We start from the raw sequence: 21100 nt of genomic DNA, 5'->3' as shown, positions 1-21100 counted from the left end.
GTCAGGCCGTGGGGTCAGTCCGTGGGGTCAGTCCGTCGCGGCCAGGCGGAGGGCGAAGGCGCCGATGAGGGTGCCGGTGATGCGGTCGAGCACCTTGCGGGCCCGGGGGCTGCGCAGGCGGGCGCCGAGGGCGGTGGCCGAGGCGATCAGCACGGTGGACCAGACGAGGCCGAGGGTGATGTGGACACCGGTGAGGAGCACGCCCGTGGTGAAGTGCGGGGCGTCGGCGGGGATGAACTGCGGCAGTACGGCCACGTAGAAGACGCCCACCTTGGGGTTGAGCAGGTTCGTGAGCGTGCCCTGGCGCCAGCCGCCCAGGAGCGTGTCGGTGCCCGCGGCCGGGCGCGGGTCGGCGTCGGCATCGGCGTCGGCATCGGCGTCGGAGGCGCCCTCGTGGCCGGCCGTGTTGCGGAAGGTGTCACGGATCATGCGCGCCGCCATCCACAGGAGGTACGCGGCCCCGGCCCAGCGCAGGACCTCGTACGCCAGGTGGGAGGCGGTGAGGAGGGCGGTCACGCCGAGCGAGGTGAGCGTGCCCCAGGTGAGGGTGCCGGTCTGGATGCCCAGGACCACGCCCCAGGCCCGGGTGCGGCGCCCCAAGGCTGCGGTGCGCAGGATGAGTGCGGTGTCGAGGCCGGGGGTGACGGTGAGGAGCCCTACGACGAGGGCGAAGGACCACAGTGCGGTGCTCATTGCCATGGACCCCCACCGTATACGTCACTCCCCCGGGCCGGGTCCCTGCGTCGTCCCGGCCAGCTCCCGGAGCCGCTGCTCCAGCCAGGTGCGTTCGGCCCGCTGGGCGGCTCGGGCCATGATCAGCATGCCCTTGCGGTAGGGGTCGGTGGTGTCCTTGATGCGGGTGGGGGCGCCGGCGTGGGTGAAGAAGCCGGCCGGCTGGGTGAGGAAGTCGAGGCGTCGACGGAGGACGGCTGCCTGCCGGTCCGGGTCGGGCAGGCGGCTGAGGAAGGCCAGCAGGGTGAAGAAGGCGCCTCCGTCGGTGATTTCGGCGGGCTTCGGGTCGGCGAGGCGGCGGAGCAGTTCGGCCCGGCCGCTGTCCGTGATGCGCAGCACCTGCCGCGTGGGGGCGCCTGAGCCCGGCTCGGCCTGACGGTCCAAGTGGCCTGCCTGGCGAAGCCGGTTGAGGGCGGGATACAGGGCGCCGTCGCTCACCGGCCGGTTGTGGCCGATCAAGTCCGAGACGTGCTGCCTCAGTTCGTACGCGTGCATGGGCCGCTCGGCGAGGAAACCCAGGATCGACAGCGCCAGCACGACTCCCCTTCCGTGGTCTGCCCGCACCCAATCTACCCCCCTCTCCCCTGATAACTCTTTTCGAGTGTCTCGATTCGAGGTAGGGTCCGGAACCGGATCGGGCCGAACGGTCCGATCGGTCCGGACCGGGGGAGGAATGGCCGTGCGACAGGTCGGGCGAGCGGGCTTACCCCGCTCCGTGCGGCACACCTTGCTGGGGCTGGGCGTGCCCGTGTACCTCGAACTGCTCTCCGGCGTGGTCGTCGGCATCGTCGGCACCGTCTGGGTGGCCCGGCTGGGCGAGGCGGCGGTGGGCGCCGTGGCCGTCGCCACGACGCTGGAGCACGTCCTCCTCGGGGTCGTCCTGATGGCCAATGTCGGGGCCACCGTGCTGATCGCCGGGGCGCTGGGATCCGGCAGGCGGGCGGACGTGGCCGCGATCGTGCGGGCTGCCTGGCTGCTGTGGGCGGTGATCACGCCCGTCGTCGCGGTCGGCGGCTTCCTCGTCCGGGAGCCGGTGGCCGCCCTGTTGACCGGCGGCACGGGTGAAGTGGCGCGGCTCACAGCCGAGTTCCTCGCCATCGCGCTGCCCGGTACAGCGGTGTTCTTCGCCCAGAACGTGGCCGACGGCATCCTCAAGGGCCATGGCGACACCCGCACCCCGATGCGCACGGCCGTGCTCGCCAACTCCCTCGTCCTCGTGCTCGATCCGCTGCTGATCCACGGCGCGGGGCCGCTGCCGCCGATGGGCGTCCGGGGCGCCGCCCTCGGCACGGTCCTCGGCCGGGGGCTCGCGCTGTGCGTCACCCTCTTCCTGCTGCGGAGCAGGCTGTTGCGCGCGGCGGGCCCGACGGCGGGCGTCACGCCGGCTTCCGGCGCCGCGCCGGGGGCGATGCAGACGGGGACGCCCGGCACGACCGCAACTCTGCGCGCACCAGAGGCAGTTCGTACACCGACCGCTCTCCGTCCCGCCACGGCGCTGCGCCGGCTGCTCGGCGTCGGGCTGCCGGTATCCGGGGACTTCGTGCTGCGGATGGCGGTCGGCATGTCCCTGGTCGGGATCGTCGCGCGGTTCGGGGAGGAACCGCTCGCCGCCTACGGCATCGGCATGAAGGTGCTGTTCCTTGTCACCATGGCCTGCTACGCCGTACGCCAGGCGGGCAGCATCCTCACCGCCCGCACGCGGGGAGGCGGCGCATACACGGAGGTGCTGATCGGGCGGCAGTGCGTGCTGCTCGCCACACTGGCCGCGGCGGGCGCCGGCCTCGCCCTCGCCGTGGGGGGCCGGCCGTTGATGGCACTGTTCAGCGATGCGCCGGAGGTCGTGGACGCGGGCGGCGTGCTCATGTGGTTCCTCCTCCCCTACCTGGTGCTCCTCGCCGGCGTACTGGGGCTCGGCGGCGTCTTCACGGGCGGCGGGCACGGCCGCTCACTGTTCGGCGTCACCGTGCTGGGCGCGCTGGTCCAGCTGCCGCTCGCGTTCGGGCTGAGCGCGGTACCGGCGCTGGGCGTGCGGGGTGTGTGGCTGTCGATGGTCCTCGGCACGGGAGCGCAGTACCTGCTGTCCTACGCGCTGTTCCGTCGCCACTTCCCGGCGGCGGACCGGACCCGGCCCGGCCCGAAGGACGGAGACCAGGGGTGCTGCGTAGGTGCTGCGTAGGTCCTGCGCAGGCACCGTGCGGGACCTTCGCAACACCCCCTAGCCCCGTACGAGGGCCTCGCCGAGGGGGGTGCGGCGGTAGAGGACGAGGCGGCCGTGGCGGGCGCGGGCCGTCAGGCCGGCGGCGGTGAGGACGGCGAGGTGCTGGCTGACGGCGCCGGGGGTGACGCCGAAGCGGCGGGCGAGTTCGGTGGTCGAGGCGGGGGTGGCGAGGAGGGTGAGCAGGCGGGCCCGCGGGGTGCCGAGGAGCCGGTCGAGCGCGGCGGAGGCCTCGGGCGGCGGGGTTCCGGCGAGGGTGGCGAGGCCCCGGACGGCGTAGACGATCTGGGGTGGGGCGTCGAGGGCGAGGGTGGTGGCCACGCCGTCGGTGAAGCAGCTGGGGGTGAGCAGCAGCCCGCGCCCGTCGACGGGGATCTCGTCGGGATCGGCGTATCCGGGGCCGTGGGAGACCAGGGAGAGGACGCCGTCGGCCCAGGACAGCTGGGGACTCAGGCCGGCGAACAGGTCGGCGGCGCCGTGTTCCGCCAGGACCCGGGCACGGTGCACCAGGTCGGCGTGCAGCACGGAGCGGGCGCGCGGCCAGAAGGCGGGTGCGAGGCAGGTCTCCCAGTACGCCTCCAGGGCGTCGGCGATCTCGGCCAGCAGCCGGTCCGGGCGGTCCAGGGCGCGGGCGAGGCGGGCGGGCACGGGTTCCCCGAGCGGCGGGAACGTGCGTTCCAGATCGGGGCCGAGCCGAGCCGGGTCGAGGGTCCGCAGGGTGGCGAGTTCGTCGCGGAGGGCGGGGGCGGGGACGGCGGGGCGGGGGGTGAGGACGTCGGGCACCCAGCCGCGGCGGCGTCCGACCAGGGCCCGGAGCAGCTCGGTGTCGAGGGTCTCGAAGGCGGGGCGGAGGGCATCGAACACCGGCACGAGGGCGGGGAAGCGGCCGGCGTGACCGGTCCACATCCGCAGGCTGAGGACCGTCTCCTGGAGCGGGGAGTACGCGAAGGAGGTGGTGGCGAGGTCGGCCAGGTCCAGCCGGAAGCGGATCATCGGGCTCCAGGAGTGCCGAGCGCGGCGGTCCGGCGCGGCGGATGTTTCAGCCCCAGCCTAAAAGAATTCTGCGAACGCCGGCGCCGCGGTCAGCTCGGCGCATGAACACCAGCACTTCTTCCGCCACGGGCGCATCGGGGACACCGGCCGGTTCCACCACGGGCGCAGCGGAGACACCGGCCGGGCCGCTCGACGCGCCCGCCCCGGCCACCGTCCCGGCCACCGCCCCCGTGACCCCGGACCCGCCCGGCACCGCCGCCACCACCACCGCCACCACCGCCGGGATCCGGCGGCTCGTCGTCATGACCGGGCTGGCGTCTCTCGGGAAGGGGCTGTACCTCACCGTTGCGCTGCTCTGGTTCACGCGGGGGATGGGGTTCTCGGCCGCCGCGGCCGGGGTCGCGCTGACCGCGGCGGGGGTGTGCGGGGTGCTGGCCTCGCTGCCCGCGGGGCGACTGGCGGACCGGTACGGCAGCCGGCCGGTGATGACCGGGCTGCTGGTGGTCCAGGGGGCGTGCCTCGGGCTGTACACGGGGGTGTCGTCCTACCCGGCGTTCGTGGCGCTGACCTGCGTGTTCGTTGCGGCGGAGCGGGGGTCGGGGGCGGTCCGGGCCACGCTGTACGTGCAGGTGCTGCCCACCGAGGGGCGGGGTGCCGGGCTCGGCCTGCTGCGGGTGGTGCTCAATTGCGGGATCGGCGCCGGGGCGGGTCTCGGCGCGCTCGTCCTGCTCTGGGACACGCCGCGGGCGTACGCGGGCGCGCTTGCCGGGACGGCGCTGGTCTACGCCGTCGCGGCCGCCGCGCTGTACGGCCTTCCGGTACGGGCGGCGGCCGCGGCGGACGAGGGGGTGCGGCCCGTACCGTTCCGGGCGCCACTGCGCGACCTGCCGTACCTCGCCGTCACCGCCCTGAACGCCGTCGTCAACATGCTGTACGTGATCATCGAAGTGGCCTTCCCGCTCTGGCTGGTGGAGCACACCGAGGCACCGGCCGCCCTGGTGGGGCCGCTGCTGATGCTGAACACGGTGCTGGTGGTCGCTCTCCAGGTCCGCGCCACCCGGCGCACGGACGAACTCGCCGGTGCCGCACGGGCGTTCCGTACCGGCGGGCTGCTCGTCGCGGCGTGCGCCCCGGCGGCGGCGCTCGCCGCGTACGGCGGGCCGTGGGCGGCGGCGCTGGCGATGACGGCTGCCGTCGTCCTCCTTACCCTGGGCGAGGTACTTTCCCAGGCGGGGAGCTGGACCCTCGGCTACGACCTGGCCCCGGCCGCCGCCATGGGCGCCTACCAGGGCGTGTTCCAGCTCGGCATCTCCGTCGCGGCCGCCGCCGGCCCGGCGCTGCTGACCGTGCTGGTCCTCCCGTACGGCCTGCCCGGCTGGCTCTGCCTGGGCGCGGTCCTGGCGGCAGCGTCCTGCGCCCTGCCGCCGGTGGCCCGCTGGGCCCAACGCACACGGGCCTGAGCCGAGCCGGTGGGGGCCGGGGCCGGGTGACGGGCGGGGGCGGCGACGGCTGGGGTCATGTGGCGGATCGGGTCATGTGGATGGGGTCATATGGGGTCCAGGGGGTGCCGCGGGCTTCGTATTCGAGCATGGTTTCCAGGGCGGTCGCGGTGTCGGGGCCGAGGGTGCGGCGGGTGAGCCAGAGGGCGAGGTCGAGGCCCGAGGTGATGCCGCCGGCGGTGACGAGGTCGCCGTCGTCGACGACGCGCGCGTTCTTGAGGAGGCCGCCCTGCTGTGCGAGGTCGGGCCTGGCCTTGTGGTGGGTGGTGCAGGGGCGGCCGCGGGTAAGGCCGGCGGCGGCCAGGAGCATGGTCCCGGTGCAGACGGCGGCCAGCGTGAGGCCGGGGCGGACGGCGGCGGCGAGGGCGCGCGGCAGGGTGCCGCGGGCGATCTCGGCCCAGACGCCCCGGCTGTCCCGACGGGCGTACCCGCCGCCCGGCACCACGATCAGGTCGGCCTGATCGGCCGCCCAGGGCGCGACGCCCTGAACGCGCGTCCCGTAGGCGGCGGTCACCGAACGGTCCCCGGACGCCGACACGTAGCGGACCTCGACCGGGCGCGGCGTGAAGAACCGGGCCGCGGAGAACACCTCGTACGGCGCGGCGAAGTCCAGCTCCTCGACCCCGTCGAAGAGCGCGATGTGGACCTGCCACGGCCGGTCGGCCCCCGGCGGGGCGGGGGCCGAGGGGCCGGCCGCGGTGGAGTGCGCGGGGGCGGCGCCCTCCCCGCTCCCGGCGGCCGGGCCCTGAGGGACCGCGGCGGGGACCCGCCCGGCGCCGGCGGCTCCCAGGGCGGTCGAGGCGCGGAGCAGGTTCCTGCGGTTCATGTCGTCCCCGTCCGGAGCGGCGGCGCGGCGTGGTCGTGCAGGCAGTCGGCCGCCGGACGGCGGCGGTTCCCGGCCCGCACCCATGGTCACCGACGGCCCTCGGCGAAGCCCCTCGACACCCGGGCCGGGCCGCCGGGGGACGGGGCCCGGCCGGCGGCTCCCGCGGGAGGGCGGACGCCGCCGGGGTACACCGTGGGAAAGGACACATTTATGTCCGTTTTGCGCCGAAAGGGTGAATGATTGATCCGTTCGTTTGCCGTGACGCGACCGGGAGAGACATGCGACTGCCCCACTGGAACCGCACCTGGCGGACCGTGCTGCCCACTGCCGGCGTGGCCGCCCTCCTGGCACTGGGGGCCGTGCCCGCCACGACCGCCCACGCCGCCTCGCCGGACGTGCCCGCGAAGCCCGAGGCGCCGGCCGGGGCGGGTGCGAAGCAGGGTGCGAAGCCCGCCGCGGTGCCGGAGGCGGCGCGGGAGCTGGGAGCCGGGCAGAAGCTGTCGTCGTTCACGGTGAAGTTCCCGGCCGCGCCCTACCGGACGGCGAACGTGCGGCGGGCGGTGCAGCTCATCGACGGTTCGGCGGTGCAGCCCGGCGGGACGTGGAGTTTCAACGGGACCGTGGGCGAGCGCACCCCGGAGAACGGCTTCGTCGACGGCATCATGATCAACGACGGCCGGTACGTGAAGTCCCCCGGCGGGGGCGTATCCGCGGTCGCGACGACGATGTACAACGCCGTGTTCTTCGCCGGGCTGAAGCCGGTCGAGCACGGGGCGCACTCCTTCTACATCGAGCGCTACCCGGAGGGCCGCGAGGCCACCGTTGCCTGGGGCACGCTGGATCTCCGGTGGCAGAACGACTCCGGCCACCCCGTGTACGTCCAGGCCGCGGCCACCGACCACTCCGTGACGATCACCCTGTACGGCACCCGGCAGTACGACGCGGTCCGTGCGGTGAAGCACGACCGGACGAAGGTCACCGAGCCGGTGAAGCGGGAGCTGTCCGGCCCGGACTGCGAGGTCCAGACACCGTACGAGGGCTTCGACGTCGCCGTCGACCGCATCTTCGAGCGCGACGGCCGCGAAGTCGCCCGGGAGACCTTCCGTACGCACTACACGCCGCGCGACGAGATCGTCTGCGTGCCGGCGAGCCCGAGCGCGTCGGCGCCGTCCGCCGGGGCGACGCCGGGCACTGACGGCGGCACCGCGACGCCGCGCCCGCAGGCGACCCCGGGCGCCGCCGGCGCGGCGCCCGCCCCGACCGCCTCGGCCGCTCAGGCCACGCCGACCGGTCCGTCGAACCCCGCCACCCCGGCACGCTGAACCGGCACGGCGCCGGCTCAGCCCGATCGCTGGACCGGCCACCACCAGCCGCCGCCGGGCCTGCCGCGCCAGACCCGCAGCCAGGCCACCTCGTAGCTGATCTCCTCGACGCCCGGGGCGGGGGCCGGGTGGTAGCGGCCGGCGCAGACCGACAGGTTGACGATCAGGTACGCCGTCCATCGGCGGCCGACACCGCGCCGGTCGGCGAAGACACGGGCGCCGTCGACCCACCAGACCACCGAGCGGGCACCGAACTCCACCTTGAGGTCCACCCAGCCGCCGGGGCGGACGGACGGGTCGCGGTGGTAGAGGTGGCCGCCGCGGACGTGGTTGGAGAGTTCCAGCAGGTCGGGATTGTCCGGGTGGTACTCGAAGACGTCGATCTCGTTGCCGCCGTCGCGCCAGGTCCAGATCGCCGGCCAGGCTCCGACCTGCTCGGGGAGCCGGACCCGGGTCGCGAGGACGTCGCCCGTGCGCAGCATGAACCCTTCGTCGCTGCCTTCCGTGGTGAGCAGGCCGGCGTCCCAGTTGCCGTCGGGGCGGGGGGTGGCGCGGAAGACGCCGCTGCGGCTGTAGGCGGGGTCGGGGGTGAGGTGGTCGAGCTTGTTGTCACCCGGATTGACGGGGCCGCCGCCGGGATAGGCCCAGGAGCGGCCGGCGACCCACTGGGATTCCGAGCGGAAGTCGGCCTCGAAGTCGGGCAGGCCGTCGTTCTGCGCGACGGGGGGGAGACCGAGGCGTTGGCGGAGGGCAGCGTGGAAGGGCATGGGGGGCCTCTGTTCTGTGCGGTGGGGGCTTCCAGGGGCCGGTTCTGCTCCGACCCTTGGGGACCCTACCCATCCCCTCACGCATAGTAACCGTGTGATTACCTGTAGCTATAGAGGTATCGTTCCTGCACGTCAGCAGCCCGGGGCGCGGAGCCCCGGGGCGAGGGGGGCGCGGCCGCTCAGCGGCCGCGGCGGACCCGTGCCGCGCGGCGGGCCTCGGCCAGTTTGCGGGCTTCGGCCGACTTGCGGGATTCCTTCTGGGGACGGCTGCCGATGCCCTTGAAGGCGAGTTCCGATTCGGTCTTGCGGCTGCCGCCGGCGGGGGCCTGGGCGCCGGTGATGCGGGTCAGTTCGGCCTCGCCGGAGCGGACCGGCGCGGTCTGCGGGCGGATGCCGGCATCGGTCATCAGCCGGGCGACGTCCTTGCGCTGGCCGGCCGTGACCAGGGTGACCACCCGGCCGGAGCCGCCGGCGCGGGCGGTGCGGCCGGCGCGGTGCAGGTAGTCCTTGGGGTCCGCGGGCGGGTCGACGTTGACGACGAGGTCGAGGTCGTCGACGTGGATGCCGCGGGCGGCGACGTTGGTGGCGACGAGGGTGGTGACCTGCCCCTTGCGGAACTGGTCCAGGGTGTGGCTGCGCTGCGGCTGGGACTTGCCGCCGTGCAGGGCCGCGGCCCGGACCCCGCTGTCCCGCAGGTGCCGGGTGAAGCGGTCGACGGCCTGCTTGGTGTCCAGGAACATGATCACCCGGCCGTCGCGGGCGGCGATCTCCGTGGCGGCCGCGAACTTGTCCGCACCGTGCACGTACAGCACGTGGTGCTCCATCGCCGTGTGCGCGGCGCCGGCCGCCGGGTCCACCGAGAGGACCGCCGGGTCCTTCAGGTGGCGGCGGACCAGCCCGTCGACGTCACCGTCGAGGGTGGCGGAGAACAGCATCCGCTGACCGTCCGGACGCACCAGTTCCAGTACCTCGGTGACCTGCGGCAGGAAGCCGAGGTCGCACATCTGGTCGGCCTCGTCGAGGACGGTGATCGCGACCCGGTCCAACCGGCAGTCCTTGCGTTCCACCAGGTCCTTGAGGCGGCCGGGGGTCGCGACGAGCACCTCGGCGCCCTCCCGCAGCGCGACGACCTGCCGCTGGATCGCGAGCCCGCCGACCGCGGTGGCGGTCCGCAGCCCGAGCGCCTCGGCGTACGGGGTGAGGGCCGCGGTCACCTGCTGCGCCAGCTCGCGGGTCGGTACGAGGACCAGCGCGAGCGGCCGCTTGGCCTCGGCCCGTGCGCCCGCGGTACGGGCCAGCAGCGGCAGTCCGAAGGCGAGGGTCTTGCCGGATCCGGTACGGGCCCGGCCGAGCACGTCCCGCCCGGTCAGCGCGTTCGGCAGGGCGGCGGCCTGGATCGGGAAGGGCTCGGTGACGCCCAGCTCGGCGAGCCGGCGCTCCAGCGGCTCCGGCAGCCCGAGATCCGCGAACGAGGCGACGGGCGGCAGCGCGGGCGCACCGGCACCGGCGGCTGCCGGACCACTGGCGGTGCCGCCCGCACCGGCCCCGTCCGCACCGGCCCCGTCCTCCACCGCCGCGGCCGGAACGTCCGTCCCGGGCGCGGTCGCCTGCGGGGCTTCGGCTTCGGCCGTGCCGGGGTTGTTGCGGGCGGAGCCGTCCACGGAGAACCATCCCTCGGTGTTGCGGTGTGAGTGCCGTCGCGGTGGTGGCGGTGCCGCTCGCGGCGAGCGGGTCCCCGTGCGGCCGTGAAACCGTCATTTTAGCCGACCGGCACGGTGGCGATCCGGGGCGCGCGACCGCTCCCCGGCTCGGCCGCGGACGAGCCCGGACCCCCGGAGGGCGCCCCGGGTGCAGCAACCCGCCGTGCGGCCGGCCCGATGCTCGCCGAGCATGCGTACATGGGCCAGGAGACCGTGGGTGACGCCGAGCCGCGTGAAGGGCTCAAGGCCGATGCGATCGGGTTCCTCGACGCCCTCGTCATCGGGCTGAACTCGACCTCGCCGGCGTATTCGCTGGCGGCGGCGATCGGGCCGATCGTGGCGCTCGTCGGGATCTACGCGCCCGGGGTGATGCTCGCCTCGTTCGTGCCGATGCTGCTGATCGCCGCGGCCTTCTACTACCTGAACAAGGTCGACCAGGACTGCGGCACCACGTTCTCCTGGGTGACGCGGGCGATGGGCCCGTGGGCTGGCTGGCTCGGCGGCTGGGCGATCACCATGACCGGTGTGCTGGTGATCGGCTCGCTGGCGGACGTGGCCGTACGGTTCGGGCTGCTCGCGGCCGGTTTCGACGGTGCGGCCAACAACACGGCGGTCCGGCAGACGCTGACCGTCGTGGTGATCATCGCGATGACTGCGGTCTGCGTGATCGGCACCGAGATGTCGGCGCGCGTCCAGGACGTGCTGATCCTCGCCCAGGTCTTCTTCCTGCTGGTGTTCGCCGTGGTGGCGATCTACCGGGTGTACGCGCACACCAGCAGCCTCGACGAGGTGGTCCCGGAGTTCGGCTGGCTCAACCCGTTCGGGGCCGGCGGCGCCGCGCTGACCGGCGGCCTCCTCCTGGGCGTGTTCATCTACTGGGGCTGGGAGTCGGCGGTGAACCTCACCGAGGAGGTGAAGGACTCCGCGACCGCGCCCGGCAAGGCGGGCATCTGGTCGACGGTGGTGCTGCTGGTGACCTACCTGTCGGTGGGCTTCGCCGTGGTCGCCTACGCCGGACCCGCCTTCCTCGCGGAGAACGCCGGCGAGGAGGAGGCGGTGTTCGCGACCCTCGCCCACGAGGTGATGGGCGGCTGGGACTGGATCGTGCTGCTGTCGGTGTGCACCTCGGCGCTCGCCTCCACCCAGACGACGATCATCCCGGCCTCGCGGACCGCCCTGTCGATGGCCCGGCGGCACGCCCTGCCGCAGGGGCTGGCGCGCATCCACCCGCGGTTCCGGACGCCGGACGTGAGCACCTGGTGGGTCGCCGGCATCGCCATCGCCTGGTACCTGATCGTCAACCAGATCAGCGAGAACGCCCTGTTCGACTCGCTGACCGCGCTGTCCCTGCTGATCGCCTTCTACTACGCGCTCACCGGCCTGGCATGCGCGCTGTACTACCGCCGCCACCTCACCGAGAGCTGGCACAACCTGCTGCTCATCGGGGTCGGTCCGGTGGTCGGGGCGCTGCTGCTGGGCTGGCTGCTCGTCGAGTCGGTGACCGACATGGCCGATCCGGAGAACTCGTACAGCGGGGTGTCCTGGTTCGGTCTGGGGCCGCCGCTGGTGATCGGGATCGGGATCGCGGTGGCAGGGGTGCTGGTGATGCTGTTCTGGCGGGTCCGCTCGGGCGTCTTCTGGCAGGAGCGGCGCGGGGTGGCCGACCCGGCGCTCGTCCCCCGCCGCAGGCGGTGAGCCGCGGCCACTGGTCAGCAGTCCTGCAACGGTCCGGAAGGGACGCGAGCATGTCGGTGGTGCTGGGGTACGACGAGTCGCCCGGCGCGGAGCGCGCGCTGCGGGTGGCGATCGAGGTGGCGGCCGCGTTCGGTGAGCCGCTGGTGCTGGTCTACGGGGCGGCCGCGCCGGGCGCACTCGGCGAGGAGTACCGCGAGCACCGGGAGGCGGTCCGGGAAGCCGGGCGGACGGCGCTCGCGCACGCGGTGCAGGCCGCGGACGAGGCGGGCGTGCCGTCGGCGGTGGAGATCGTCGACGCGAAGCCGGCGCAGGCGCTGCTGGACGCGGCGGAGCGGCACGGCGGCCGGGTGATCGTGGTCGGCAGCTGGGGCGAGAGCCCGATCCGCGGGGCGCTGCTGGGCTCGACCCCGCACAAGCTGCTGCACCTGTCGCCGCTGCCGGTGCTGTGCGTGCCGACGGACGACCGGGCGGACGCGGGCGGCCCGGGGTGAGGCCCCCGGGCCGCCGGCCGGTCCGTTCCTGCCGGTGCCGGGTGCTACGGCGCGATCGGGAGCTGCCGCTTGTGCTCGGTGAGGCGGTAGCGGCGCACGATGGTGTCGAAGGCCGCGCCGTCGACGGGCTTGCCTTCGAGGAAGTCGTCGATGTCGTCGTACGTCACGCCGAGCGCGTCCTCGTCGGCCTTGCCGGGGTCGAGGGTCTCCAGGTCGGCCGTGGGCGTCTTGAACACGAGCTCCACCGGGGCGCCGAGGCGCTCTGCGACGGCCCGCACGCGGCGCTTGGTGAGGCCGGTGAGCGGGACGACGTCGGCGGCGCCGTCGCCGAACTTCGTGAAGAATCCGGAGACCGCCTCGGCGGCGTGGTCGGTGCCGACGACCAGGCCGTCGTGCGCCCCGGCGACGGCGTATTGCGCGATCATGCGCTGGCGGGCCTTGATGTTGCCGTGGACGAAGTCCTCGTGGTGGGCGTCGCGGAAGGTCACACCGGCCGCCCGGGAGGCGTCGAGTGCGGCGTCACTGGCCGGCTTCACGTCGACGGTGAGGACCTGGTCGGCGGCGATGAACCCGAGGGCGCGCTGGGCGTCCTGCTCGTCGGCCTGCACGCCGTACGGCAGCCGCATGGCGTAGAAGACGGCGTCGTGCCCGGCGGCACGGGCCCGCTCCACGGCGAGCTGGCAGAGCCGGCCGGTGGTCGTGGAGTCCACGCCGCCGCTGATGCCGAGGACGAGGGAGCGCAGGCCGGAGGCGGTCAGCCGCTCGGCGAGGAAGGCCACCCGGCGCTCGATCTCCAGGTCCGCGTCGAAGGTCTCGGACACCTGGAGATCGCGGGCGATCTCCTGCTGCAGGGCGGTGGAAGCCGGGTCGGTCACGGCTGCTCCTCGGGGGCTCGTGGGGCGGTACGGTCAAGCCCTCCGACTCTACGGGAGCCCCCGTCGCCGCGGTCCCGGAGCCCGGCCGCCACGGGCCCGGCGGGCACCGGCCTCGCACACATGGACGATCGTCCGGATTCACCTGGTTGACGGCCGCCCTTTACCTTCTCTTTTCCCACTCAAGGAGGCCGCTGGCGCACACTGTCCCACCAGCCGAAGCCGCGATCCGGCCGCAGGCATTCCGACTCCCCGAAGGACCGAAGGCCCGGTGCCCGTATCCGTTGTCCTCACCGGCCGCTTCACGCGGCTGGAGCCCCTCGCAGCGCACCACGCAGAGGCACTCGCCGAAGCCGGCGCCGAGGATCGAACGACTTATGCCTTCACTCCGGTGCCCCATGGCCTGGAGGCGGCTCACGAGTACGTCCACCGCGCGCTCGCCGATCAGGCGGCCGGGCGGTCACTGCCTTTCGCCGTGGTCAGTACCAGGGACGGCCGGGTCGTCGGTTCGACCCGGTTCCTGGAACTCGACTACTGGCAGGGCCCCCTGGTCTGGCCGTCGGTCCCCGGCGTGCCGTACGGGGATCCCGCCACCGCCGTCCCGGACGCGGCGGAGATCGGGAACACCTGGCTGGCCCCGCGCGCCCAGGGCACCGGCATCAACACCGAGGCCAAGCTCCTGATGCTGACGCACGCCTTCGAGACCTGGGGGGTGCGCCGCATCTCGTTGCGGGCCGATGCCCGCAACACCCGCTCGCGGGTGGCGATCGAACGGCTGGGCGCCACCTGCGAGGGGGTCCGCCGGGCGCACTCCCGGGGGCTGGACGGCGCGGTGCGCAGTACCGCCTTCTATTCGATCCTCGACGAGGAGTGGCCCGCCGTCCGGGCCATCATCCAGTTGCGCAGCGCGCCGTCGGCGGTGTCGCCGGCGGGCCTGGGGCGGATGATCCTCGCGTAGGCACCGCTGCGGGAGCGGGCGGGTCCGTCAGGTGGCTTCGGCCGCCTGGCAGGCCGCCCGCTCCACGCGGTCGTGGTGCTGCTTCCACCACGCGGCGTCGCCCGGCGGCAGGTTGCCGTTGCCGCTGCGCAGACCGGCGGAGCCGTCGACGAGTTCGCGGACGATGTCGGCGTGGCCGGCGTGCCGCTGCAGGTCGGCGATCACGTGCGCCATGATCAGGTGCAGCGTCGTCCCGGACCGCTCCGCCGGCCACCACGGCACCCGGCCCGGCGCGTCCAGCGGGAGCGCTTCGATCGTGGCGTCCGCGTGCCGCCAGGCGTCCCGGGCGAACGCGAGGACCTGCTCGCGGGACTCGTCCGCGGTGGCCCACATGTCGGCGTTGGGCTCCGCGTCCTCTCCGAACCAGGCCGGCGGATCGGCGTAGGGCCGGCCGAACACGAGGCCGAAGTAGCCGATTTCCACGCCGGCGGCGTGCTTGACCAGCCCGAGCAGATTGGTGCCGGTGGGCGTCAGCGGCCGGCGGACGTCGTACTCCGACAGTCCGTCGAGCTTCCACACCAGCGCTTCCCGGGCCGTCCTGAGGTACGTGTGGAGATCCGTCTTCTGCTGCGATGCGCTCATGCGGGCATGCTCGCACGGGGCACTGACAGCGACGCCCTGACAACGACCCGGCCGCCGACGCGCCGCCGGGATCCCCCGTCCGGCCGCTGCCGGCTGCGAGGCTGGGGGCCGGTGGCCGGGCCGGCCACCGGTGCACCTGCCCGCCGACGCGTAGAGAGCGAGCCGATCACATGACCGCCACCTGGCTGCCGCCCCGCGAGTACATCGCCACGCTGCCGCAGAACACGGCGTACGCCTGTCTGTACTTCACCGACCGGGAGGGCCGGCCGGTGCAGTTGCGGGCGGCGTACCGGACGGAGCCGTGGCAGTGGCCCGGCGGGAACATGGACCCCGGGGAGACGCCCTGGCAGACGGCGGTGCGCGAGTGCCGCGAGGAGACGGGCATCGCGTTCCGCGGCGAGCCGCGGCTGCTCGGGTTCCACTTCCTCGCCCCGCGCGGCGAGGAGTGGCCCTCCAACCACATGGGGGTGATCTTCGACGGCGGGATCCTGACCGACGAGGAGATCGCCGGGATCGTCCTGGACCCGGCCGAGCACAGCGAGTTGCGCGTGGCCACGCTGACGGAGTGGGAAGAGGAGATGGCGCCGGCCGACTTCGAACGGCTGGCCCGGATCGACCGGGCGCGGCGCACCGGGACGGTGGCGTACCTGGAGACGGGGTCCTTCGACTGACCGGCCGAGGGGCCGGAGACCGGAGGTCCGGCAGCAGGCGCTCCGGCATCCGGCGGTGCCGGCATCCGCGCTTGCATCCGCGCCCGCGCTCGCGTTCGCGTTCGCGTTCGCTCAGCAGAGGATTCCGTTCGGATTCCGGATCGGCGGCCGGCCGGACCGGCGGCACCCCGCCCGTTCGACCGAACGTCCGGTCCGGCATGCTGGCGGCGTGACGAGCGGGGTACTTGCAGGATTTCTTGCGTTCCTGCCCATCTGGGCGATCACCGGCCTCGGCTGGGCGGCGGGCCGGTACGACGTGCTCGGCCCGCAGGCCCAGTCCGTGCTCGGCCGGTTCGCGTTCAGCTTCGCGATGCCGGCCCTGCTGTTCCTGACGCTGTCCCGGTCGCGGCCCGCGGACCTGGTGCGGCCGGGGGTGCTCGTCTTCGCGCTGAGCCTGGTCGCGGTGTTCGCGGTGGCGCAGGTGATCGGACTGCGGGTGTTCCGGCGCGGCCAGGGCGACCGGGCCATCGCCTCCATGGCGGCGGCACACGTCAACTCGGCGAACCTCGGCATCCCGGTCGCCATCCACGTGCTCAAGGACACGTCGTTCGTGGTGACCGTGGCACTGTTCCAGACGCTGCTGGTCACCCCGCTGATCCTGGTGCTGATCGACCTCGACGTGCGGCGCGGGGCCCGGGACCGGGTGCGGAGGCTGCTGTCACTGCCGCTGCGGAACCCGATCGTGGCCGCGTCGGCGGCCGGGCTGGCGGTGGCCGCGCTGGGCCGGCCGCTTCCCGCGGCGGTCACCGACCCGCTCACCATGCTCAGCGGGGCGGCGGTGCCCGCCGCCCTGTTCGCGCTCGGCATGTCGCTGCACACCCGGACCCGGCCGGACGCCGGGGGGCGGGCCGAGCGGCGGGTGCTGGTCGCCCTGAAGCTGGCCGCGCAGCCGGCGTTCGCGTACGCCGTGGGCCGGTGGCTGTTCGGGCTCGACGGGCACGCCCTGCTGTCGGTGGTGCTGGTGGCCGGCCTGCCGACCGCGCAGAACGCGTTCCTCTTCGCCTCCGAATACCGGCTCGACGCCGATCTGGCCCGCGACACCGTGTTGATGTCCACGATCGGCTCGATGGTCTCCCTGTCCGTGATCACCTGGCTGCTCGCGGCCTGACCCGTACCCCCGCCGGCCCGGGGTTTCGGCACGCGCGGACCCTGCCGCGGCGGCAGGATGGGCCCATGACGGACACGGACCCCCTGTACGAGGCGCTGGACCGGGGCGCGGCGGAGGTCGCCGGGCAGGTCGTGGCGTGGCGGCGGCACCTGCACGCCCATCCGGAACTGTCGAACCGCGAGGAGAAGACCGCCGCGCTGGTCGCCGACGTGCTGACCGGGCTGGGCCTGGACGAGGTGCGGACGGGTGTGGCCGGGCACGGCGTGGTCGGCGTGCTGCGCGGCGGGGCGCCGGCCGAAGGGCGGCTGCGGCAGCGGGTGGTGGCGCTGCGCGCAGACATGGACGCACTGCCGGTGCCGGACCGCTGCGGGAGCCCGTACGCCTCGCAGGTGGTGGAGGCCGGGTATCCGGGCGGGCCCGTGCCGGTCTCGCACGCCTGCGGCCACGACTGCCACACGGCGATGCTGCTGGGTGCGGCCACCGTGCTGGCGGGGGTGCGGGACCGGCTGCCGGGCACGGCGGTGTTCGTGTTCCAGCCCGCCGAGGAGGGGCCGCCGGTGGACGAGCCGGGCGGGGCCCGGGTGATGCTGGAGTCGGGGGCGCTGGACGAGCCGCGGCCGACCATGGTGTTCGGCATGCACGTGGCGCCGTACCCGAAGGGCGTGGTGGCCTACCGGGCGGGCAACCAGTACGCCGCGTCCTGCCTGGTGAAGATCGTGGTGACGGGGCGCCAGGTGCACGGCTCCAGCCCGTGGCAGGGCGTCGACCCGATGCCGGCGGCGGGCGGGATCGCGGTCGGGGTGGGGCAGCTGTACCGGCAGGTGCCCGCGCACCGGCCGGTGACGGTGTCGATCGGGCACATCGAGGACGTCGGCCGGTTCAACATCATCGGCGAGACGGTGACGCTGTGGGGCACCATCCGGTGCGAGGCGCAGGAGGACATGGAGACCCTGCAGAACGCGCTGCGCCGGCTGGCCGAGCACCAGGCCGAGTCGTACGGCTGCACCGCGGTGGTCAGCTTCCTCCAGCCGGTGCCGCCGGTGCACAACAGCCCGGAGTGGGTGGCCGCAGCGCTGCCCACGCTGCGCCGGGTGGCGGGCGAGGACCGGGTGGTGGAGACGGTGCCGACGCTCGGGTACGACGACGTGTCGGTGTTCCTGGCCGCGTTCGGCGGGCTGTACGTGGTGCTGGGCGTGCAGGACACCGAGCTGGACGCGGCGGGGGCGCCGGTGCCGCTGCCCGGCGGCCGGGGGCTGGCCCCGAACCACAATCCGCAGTTCTACGCGGACGACGACACGCTGGTCACGGGGGTGCGGCTGCACGTCCGGGTCGCATGGGACCACCTGGACGGCCGGCTGGAACCGTGACGGGTCCGACGGAGGCCGCTGACGGCCGGGGGCCGCGAAGGGGGCCGTGGCGGGGGCCAGTAGAGTGCGGATCCGCCCCCTCCCGATCCGAGGTACCCGCAGGTGAGCTCCATGGTCCCCCCGTCCTCCCCGGCCGTACCGGCCTCCGTCGTCGGGATCGGCGCGGACGGGTGGGCGGGCCTGTCCCCCACCGCCCGGCAGGCGCTCGGCTCGGCCGAGGTGCTGATCGGCGGCCCCCGCCAGCTCGACCTGCTGCCCGAGGAGGAATGTCCGGGCGAGCGCGTGGCGTGGCCGTCTCCGCTGCGGCCCGCCGTGCCGCGACTGCTGGCCGAGCACGCCGGCCGCCGGATCGCCGTGCTGGCCAGCGGAGACCCGATGTTCTACGGCATCGGGCGAGCGCTCAGCGAAGAGGCCGGGCCGGAGCGGCTGCGGGTCTTCCCGCACCCCTCGTCGGTGGCGTACGCGTGCGCCCGGCTGGGCTGGCCGGTCGAGGACACCGAGGTGGTCACGCTCGTCGGCCGCCCGGCGGCCCGGCTGGCGGCGGCCCTGCACCAGGGGCGGCGGCTGCTGGTGCTCAGCGCGGGCGCCGACACCCCGGGGGTGGTCGCGGAACTGCTGCGGGACCGCGGCTTCGGTCCCAGTGAACTGACCGTGCTCGAACAGCTCGGCTCGGAGCGCGAGGACTCCCGTACCGGCACGGCCGCGGACTGGACGCATCCGGCGGGCGACCCGCTGAACGTGGTCGCCGTCGTGTGCCGGCGCGCCGAGGGCGCGCTGCGGCTGGCGGCGGTGCCGGGGCTGCCGGACGCGGCGTACGAGCACGACGGGCAGCTCACCAAGCACCACGTGCGCGCTGTGACGCTCGGGGCGCTCGCGCCGGCGCCCGGCGAACTGCTGTGGGACGTCGGCGGCGGCTCCGGGTCCATCGCGATCGAGTGGATGCGTACGCACCCCTCGTGCCGGGCGGTGACCGTCGAGCGGGACGACGTGCGGGCCGACCGGATCGGCCGCAACGCGGACCGGCTGGGCGTGCCCGGCCTGCGGGTCGTCCGCGGGGCGGCGCCCGCCGCACTGGCCGGACTCCCGGCGCCCGACGCGGTGTTCATCGGCGGCGGGCTGACCGCGCCCGGCCTGCTGGAGGCCTGCTGGGCGGCGCTGCCGGCGGGCGGGCGGCTCGTCGCGAACACCGTGACGCTGGAGTCGGAGGCGCTGCTGGCGTCCTGGTACCGGCGGCACGGCGGGGAGCTGGCCAAGCTCGCCGTCTCGCACGCGGTGGCGGTGGGCGGCTTCACCGGCTGGCGCCAGGCGATGCCCATCACCCAGTGGTCCGTCACCAAACCCGGCTCTGCCGACGGGAGTTGCCCGTCGGAGCCCCTCGTCTCTGGAGAGCAAGCATGACCGTGTACTTCATCGGGGCGGGCCCCGGTGCCGCCGACCTGATCACGGTGCGCGGCGCCCGTACCCTCGCCGCCTGCCGGGTGTGCCTGTACGCGGGCAGTCTGGTGCCGCAGGAGCTGCTGGCCGAATGCCCTCCGGATGCGCGGCTGGTGGACACCTCGCAGCTCAACCTCGACCAGATCATTGCCGAGTTGGTACAGGCGCACGAGGCGGGCCTGGACGTGGCGCGGCTGCACTCGGGCGACCCGTCGGTGTTCAGTGCGGTGGCCGAGCAGATGCGGCGGCTGGACGCGGCCGGGGTGCCGTACGAAGTGGTGCCGGGCGTACCGGCGTTCGCGGCGGCGGCCGCGGCGCTGAAGCGGGAGCTGACGGTGCCGACGGTGGGTCAGACGGTGATCCTCACGCGCATCGCGCAGCAGGCGACGCCGATGCCGCCGGGCGAGGACCTGGCGACGCTGGGCCGCAGCGGTGCGCTGCTGGTGCTGCACCTGGCGACCCGGTACGCCGACCGGGTGGTGGCGGAGCTGCTGCCGCACTACGGGGCGGACTGCCCGGCGGCCGTGGTCGCGATGGCCAGCCGGCCGGACGAGCTGGTGCTGCGCGGCACGCTGGCGGACATCGCCGGGCAGGTGAAGGAGCACGGTCTGGTCCGTACCGCGGTGATCATCGTGGGCAGGACCCTGGCGGCGGAGCAGTTCCGCGACAGCCACCTGTACTCGGCGGAGCGCGACCGGCATGTCTGCTGACACCGCTCCCCCGCACGTCCTGCTGCTGGGCGGCACCACGGAGGGCCGCCGGCTGGCGGAGGCGCTGGCGGGCGGCCCGTACCGCGTGACGACGTCGCTGGCCGGGCGGGTGGCGCGGCCGGTACTGCCGCCCGGTGAGGTCCGCATCGGCGGGTTCGGCGGGGCGGCGGGGCTGGCCGCGTGGGTGCGTGGGCACGGGGTTTCCGCGGTGGTCGACGCGACGCACCCCTTCGCCGGGCGGATGAGCTTCAACGCGGCGCAGGGGGCGGCGGACGCGGGGGTGCCGCTGCTGGCGCTGCGGCGGCCGGGGTGGTCGGCCGGGCCGGGTGACCGCTGGCACCGGGTGCCGGATCTGGGGGCGGCGGCCGATGCCCTGCCGTCCCTGGGGTCGCGGGTGTTCCTGACGACCGGGCGGACCGGGCTGGCGGCGTTCGCGGGGCTGGACGGGCTGTGGTTCCTGGTGCGGTCGGTGGACGCGCCGTCGCCGCCGGTGCCGGGGCGGCTGGACGTGCTGCTGGCGCGGGGGCCGTTCTCGCTGGAGTCCGAGCGGGAGCTGTTGCGGGCGCATCGGATCGACGTGCTGGTCACCAAGGACAGCGGGGGTTCCGCGACCGCGCCGAAGCTTGTCGCTGCGCGGGAGGCGGGGATTCCGGTGGTCGTGGTGGATCGGCCGGGTGTGCCGGTGGGGGTGCCGTTGGTGGAGTCCGTGGGAGCGGCGGTGGGGTGGCTGGCGGAGGCGGTCGGGTAGGGCGGGACGGTTCCGGTGCCGCGGGTCCGCGCGGCCGCGGCGGGCCCTTGGGCCCTCTGGCCCTGCCGACGCCCCGGCCCTGCCGGGCCGATCCAGCCTCGGCGGGCCGATTCCAGCCCCGCCGGACACCCTCCGGTCTCGGCGGACACCCTCCGGCCTCGCCGGGCCCATTCCAAGCCTCGCCAGGCCGATTCGCCTTGCGGGCCGATTCCAGCCCCGCCGGGCCCATTCCAGCCCCGCCGGGCCCATTCCAGCCCCGCCGGGCCCATTCCAGCCTCGGCGGGCCCATTCCAGCCCCGCCGGGGGGTGGGGGGCGGGGGGCCGGGGGGGGG

General features: G+C 74.6%; 19 protein-coding genes and 1 pseudogene. 12 read left to right on the top strand and 8 right to left on the bottom strand.

Annotated elements, in window-relative coordinates:
- Positions 1-27: 27 nt before the first annotated feature.
- A complete protein-coding gene (locus tag LG634_RS34195; RefSeq protein WP_226739856.1) occupies positions 28-699 on the bottom strand; it encodes a LysE family translocator in 672 nt (223 codons plus the stop codon).
- Positions 700-717: 18 nt separating this feature from the next.
- Positions 718-1269 (bottom strand): PadR family transcriptional regulator, encoded by a 552-nt coding sequence (locus tag LG634_RS34190; protein ID WP_226739854.1) that lies wholly within the window; start codon positions 1267-1269, stop codon positions 718-720.
- Positions 1270-1447: 178 nt separating this feature from the next.
- Here LG634_RS34190 and LG634_RS34185 point away from each other — a divergent pair, with 178 nt between their 5' ends.
- Positions 1448-2908, top strand: a complete 1461-nt coding sequence (locus LG634_RS34185) for an MATE family efflux transporter (protein ID WP_226739852.1) — start codon at positions 1448-1450, stop codon at positions 2906-2908.
- A 39-nt stretch (positions 2909-2947) separates the two neighbouring features.
- On the opposite strand, the gene LG634_RS34180 is transcribed toward LG634_RS34185, so the two are convergent.
- Entirely contained in the window at positions 2948-3940 is a 993-nt protein-coding gene (locus LG634_RS34180) for an ArsR/SmtB family transcription factor (protein WP_226739850.1), read from the bottom strand.
- A 101-nt stretch (positions 3941-4041) separates the two neighbouring features.
- On the opposite strand from LG634_RS34180, the gene LG634_RS34175 reads away from it, so the two are divergent.
- Positions 4042-5400, top strand: a complete 1359-nt coding sequence (locus LG634_RS34175; RefSeq protein WP_226739848.1) for an MFS transporter — start codon at positions 4042-4044, stop codon at positions 5398-5400.
- Positions 5401-5455: 55 nt separating this feature from the next.
- Here LG634_RS34175 and LG634_RS34170 read toward each other — a convergent pair whose 3' ends face one another.
- On the bottom strand, positions 5456-6265 hold the full coding sequence (locus LG634_RS34170) for a DJ-1/PfpI family protein (protein WP_226739846.1): 810 nt from the start codon (positions 6263-6265) through the stop codon (positions 5456-5458).
- A gap of 437 nt (positions 6266-6702) precedes the next feature.
- On the opposite strand from LG634_RS34170, the pseudogene LG634_RS34165 reads away from it, so the two are divergent.
- Positions 6703-7434, top strand: a pseudogene (locus tag LG634_RS34165) (VanW family protein); the annotation flags it as partial.
- Positions 7435-7604: 170 nt separating this feature from the next.
- On the opposite strand, the gene LG634_RS34160 reads toward LG634_RS34165, so the two are convergent.
- Together LG634_RS34160 and LG634_RS34155 are read right to left on the bottom strand one after the other, a co-directional pair.
- On the bottom strand, positions 7605-8354 hold the full coding sequence (locus tag LG634_RS34160) for a LamG domain-containing protein (protein ID WP_226739844.1): 750 nt from the start codon (positions 8352-8354) through the stop codon (positions 7605-7607).
- Positions 8355-8533: 179 nt separating this feature from the next.
- Positions 8534-9925, bottom strand: a complete 1392-nt coding sequence (locus tag LG634_RS34155) for a DEAD/DEAH box helicase (RefSeq protein ID WP_372482548.1) — start codon at positions 9923-9925, stop codon at positions 8534-8536.
- Positions 9926-10252: 327 nt separating this feature from the next.
- Here LG634_RS34155 and LG634_RS34150 point away from each other — a divergent pair, with 327 nt between their 5' ends.
- Positions 10253-11749, top strand: coding sequence for an APC family permease (locus LG634_RS34150; RefSeq protein ID WP_226739843.1), 1497 nt, complete (start codon positions 10253-10255; stop codon positions 11747-11749).
- Between the two features lie 50 nt (positions 11750-11799).
- Positions 11800-12240, top strand: a complete 441-nt coding sequence (locus LG634_RS34145) for a universal stress protein (RefSeq protein ID WP_226739841.1) — start codon at positions 11800-11802, stop codon at positions 12238-12240.
- 44 nt (positions 12241-12284) lie between these two features.
- Here the strand turns inward: LG634_RS34145 and nadE are convergent, their stop codons facing one another.
- Positions 12285-13115 (bottom strand): NAD(+) synthase, encoded by an 831-nt coding sequence (nadE, locus tag LG634_RS34140; protein WP_226739839.1) that lies wholly within the window; start codon positions 13113-13115, stop codon positions 12285-12287.
- A gap of 268 nt (positions 13116-13383) precedes the next feature.
- Here nadE and LG634_RS34135 point away from each other — a divergent pair, with 268 nt between their 5' ends.
- Complete coding sequence (locus LG634_RS34135; protein WP_226739837.1) at positions 13384-14070, top strand: GNAT family N-acetyltransferase; 687 nt, start codon at positions 13384-13386, stop codon at positions 14068-14070.
- Positions 14071-14097: 27 nt separating this feature from the next.
- Here LG634_RS34135 and LG634_RS34130 read toward each other — a convergent pair whose 3' ends face one another.
- Complete coding sequence (locus LG634_RS34130; RefSeq protein ID WP_226739835.1) at positions 14098-14691, bottom strand: DinB family protein; 594 nt, start codon at positions 14689-14691, stop codon at positions 14098-14100.
- A gap of 170 nt (positions 14692-14861) precedes the next feature.
- Here LG634_RS34130 and LG634_RS34125 point away from each other — a divergent pair, with 170 nt between their 5' ends.
- The 6 genes from LG634_RS34125 (at position 14862) to LG634_RS34100 (ending at position 20768) form a co-directional block, all read left to right on the top strand.
- Positions 14862-15362 (top strand): NUDIX domain-containing protein, encoded by a 501-nt coding sequence (locus LG634_RS34125; RefSeq protein WP_226739833.1) that lies wholly within the window; start codon positions 14862-14864, stop codon positions 15360-15362.
- A gap of 208 nt (positions 15363-15570) precedes the next feature.
- Positions 15571-16509 carry an AEC family transporter gene (locus LG634_RS34120; protein ID WP_226739831.1) on the top strand — a complete coding sequence of 313 codons (939 nt, stop codon included), beginning with the start codon at positions 15571-15573 and terminating at the stop codon, positions 16507-16509.
- A 65-nt stretch (positions 16510-16574) separates the two neighbouring features.
- Positions 16575-17876: a M20 metallopeptidase family protein gene (locus tag LG634_RS34115; RefSeq protein WP_226739830.1), complete on the top strand. Its 1302-nt coding sequence runs from the start codon at positions 16575-16577 to the stop codon at positions 17874-17876.
- Between the two features lie 111 nt (positions 17877-17987).
- Entirely contained in the window at positions 17988-19274 is a 1287-nt protein-coding gene (cbiE, locus tag LG634_RS34110; RefSeq protein WP_226739867.1) for a precorrin-6y C5,15-methyltransferase (decarboxylating) subunit CbiE, read from the top strand.
- Complete coding sequence (cobM, locus tag LG634_RS34105) at positions 19271-20020, top strand: precorrin-4 C(11)-methyltransferase (protein WP_226739828.1); 750 nt, start codon at positions 19271-19273, stop codon at positions 20018-20020. Before cbiE ends, cobM begins: the two co-directional genes overlap by 4 nt.
- Entirely contained in the window at positions 20010-20768 is a 759-nt protein-coding gene (locus LG634_RS34100; protein WP_226739826.1) for a cobalt-precorrin-6A reductase, read from the top strand. Before cobM ends, LG634_RS34100 begins: the two co-directional genes overlap by 11 nt.
- Positions 20769-21100 lie beyond the last annotated feature (332 nt).

The sequence above is a fragment of the Streptomyces bambusae genome (genome assembly GCF_020532645.1).
GTDB lineage: Bacteria > Actinomycetota > Actinomycetes > Streptomycetales > Streptomycetaceae > Streptomyces > Streptomyces bambusae.
Note: the sequence above shows the minus strand (reverse complement) of the source record. Positions and strands in the feature narration are given on the sequence as shown.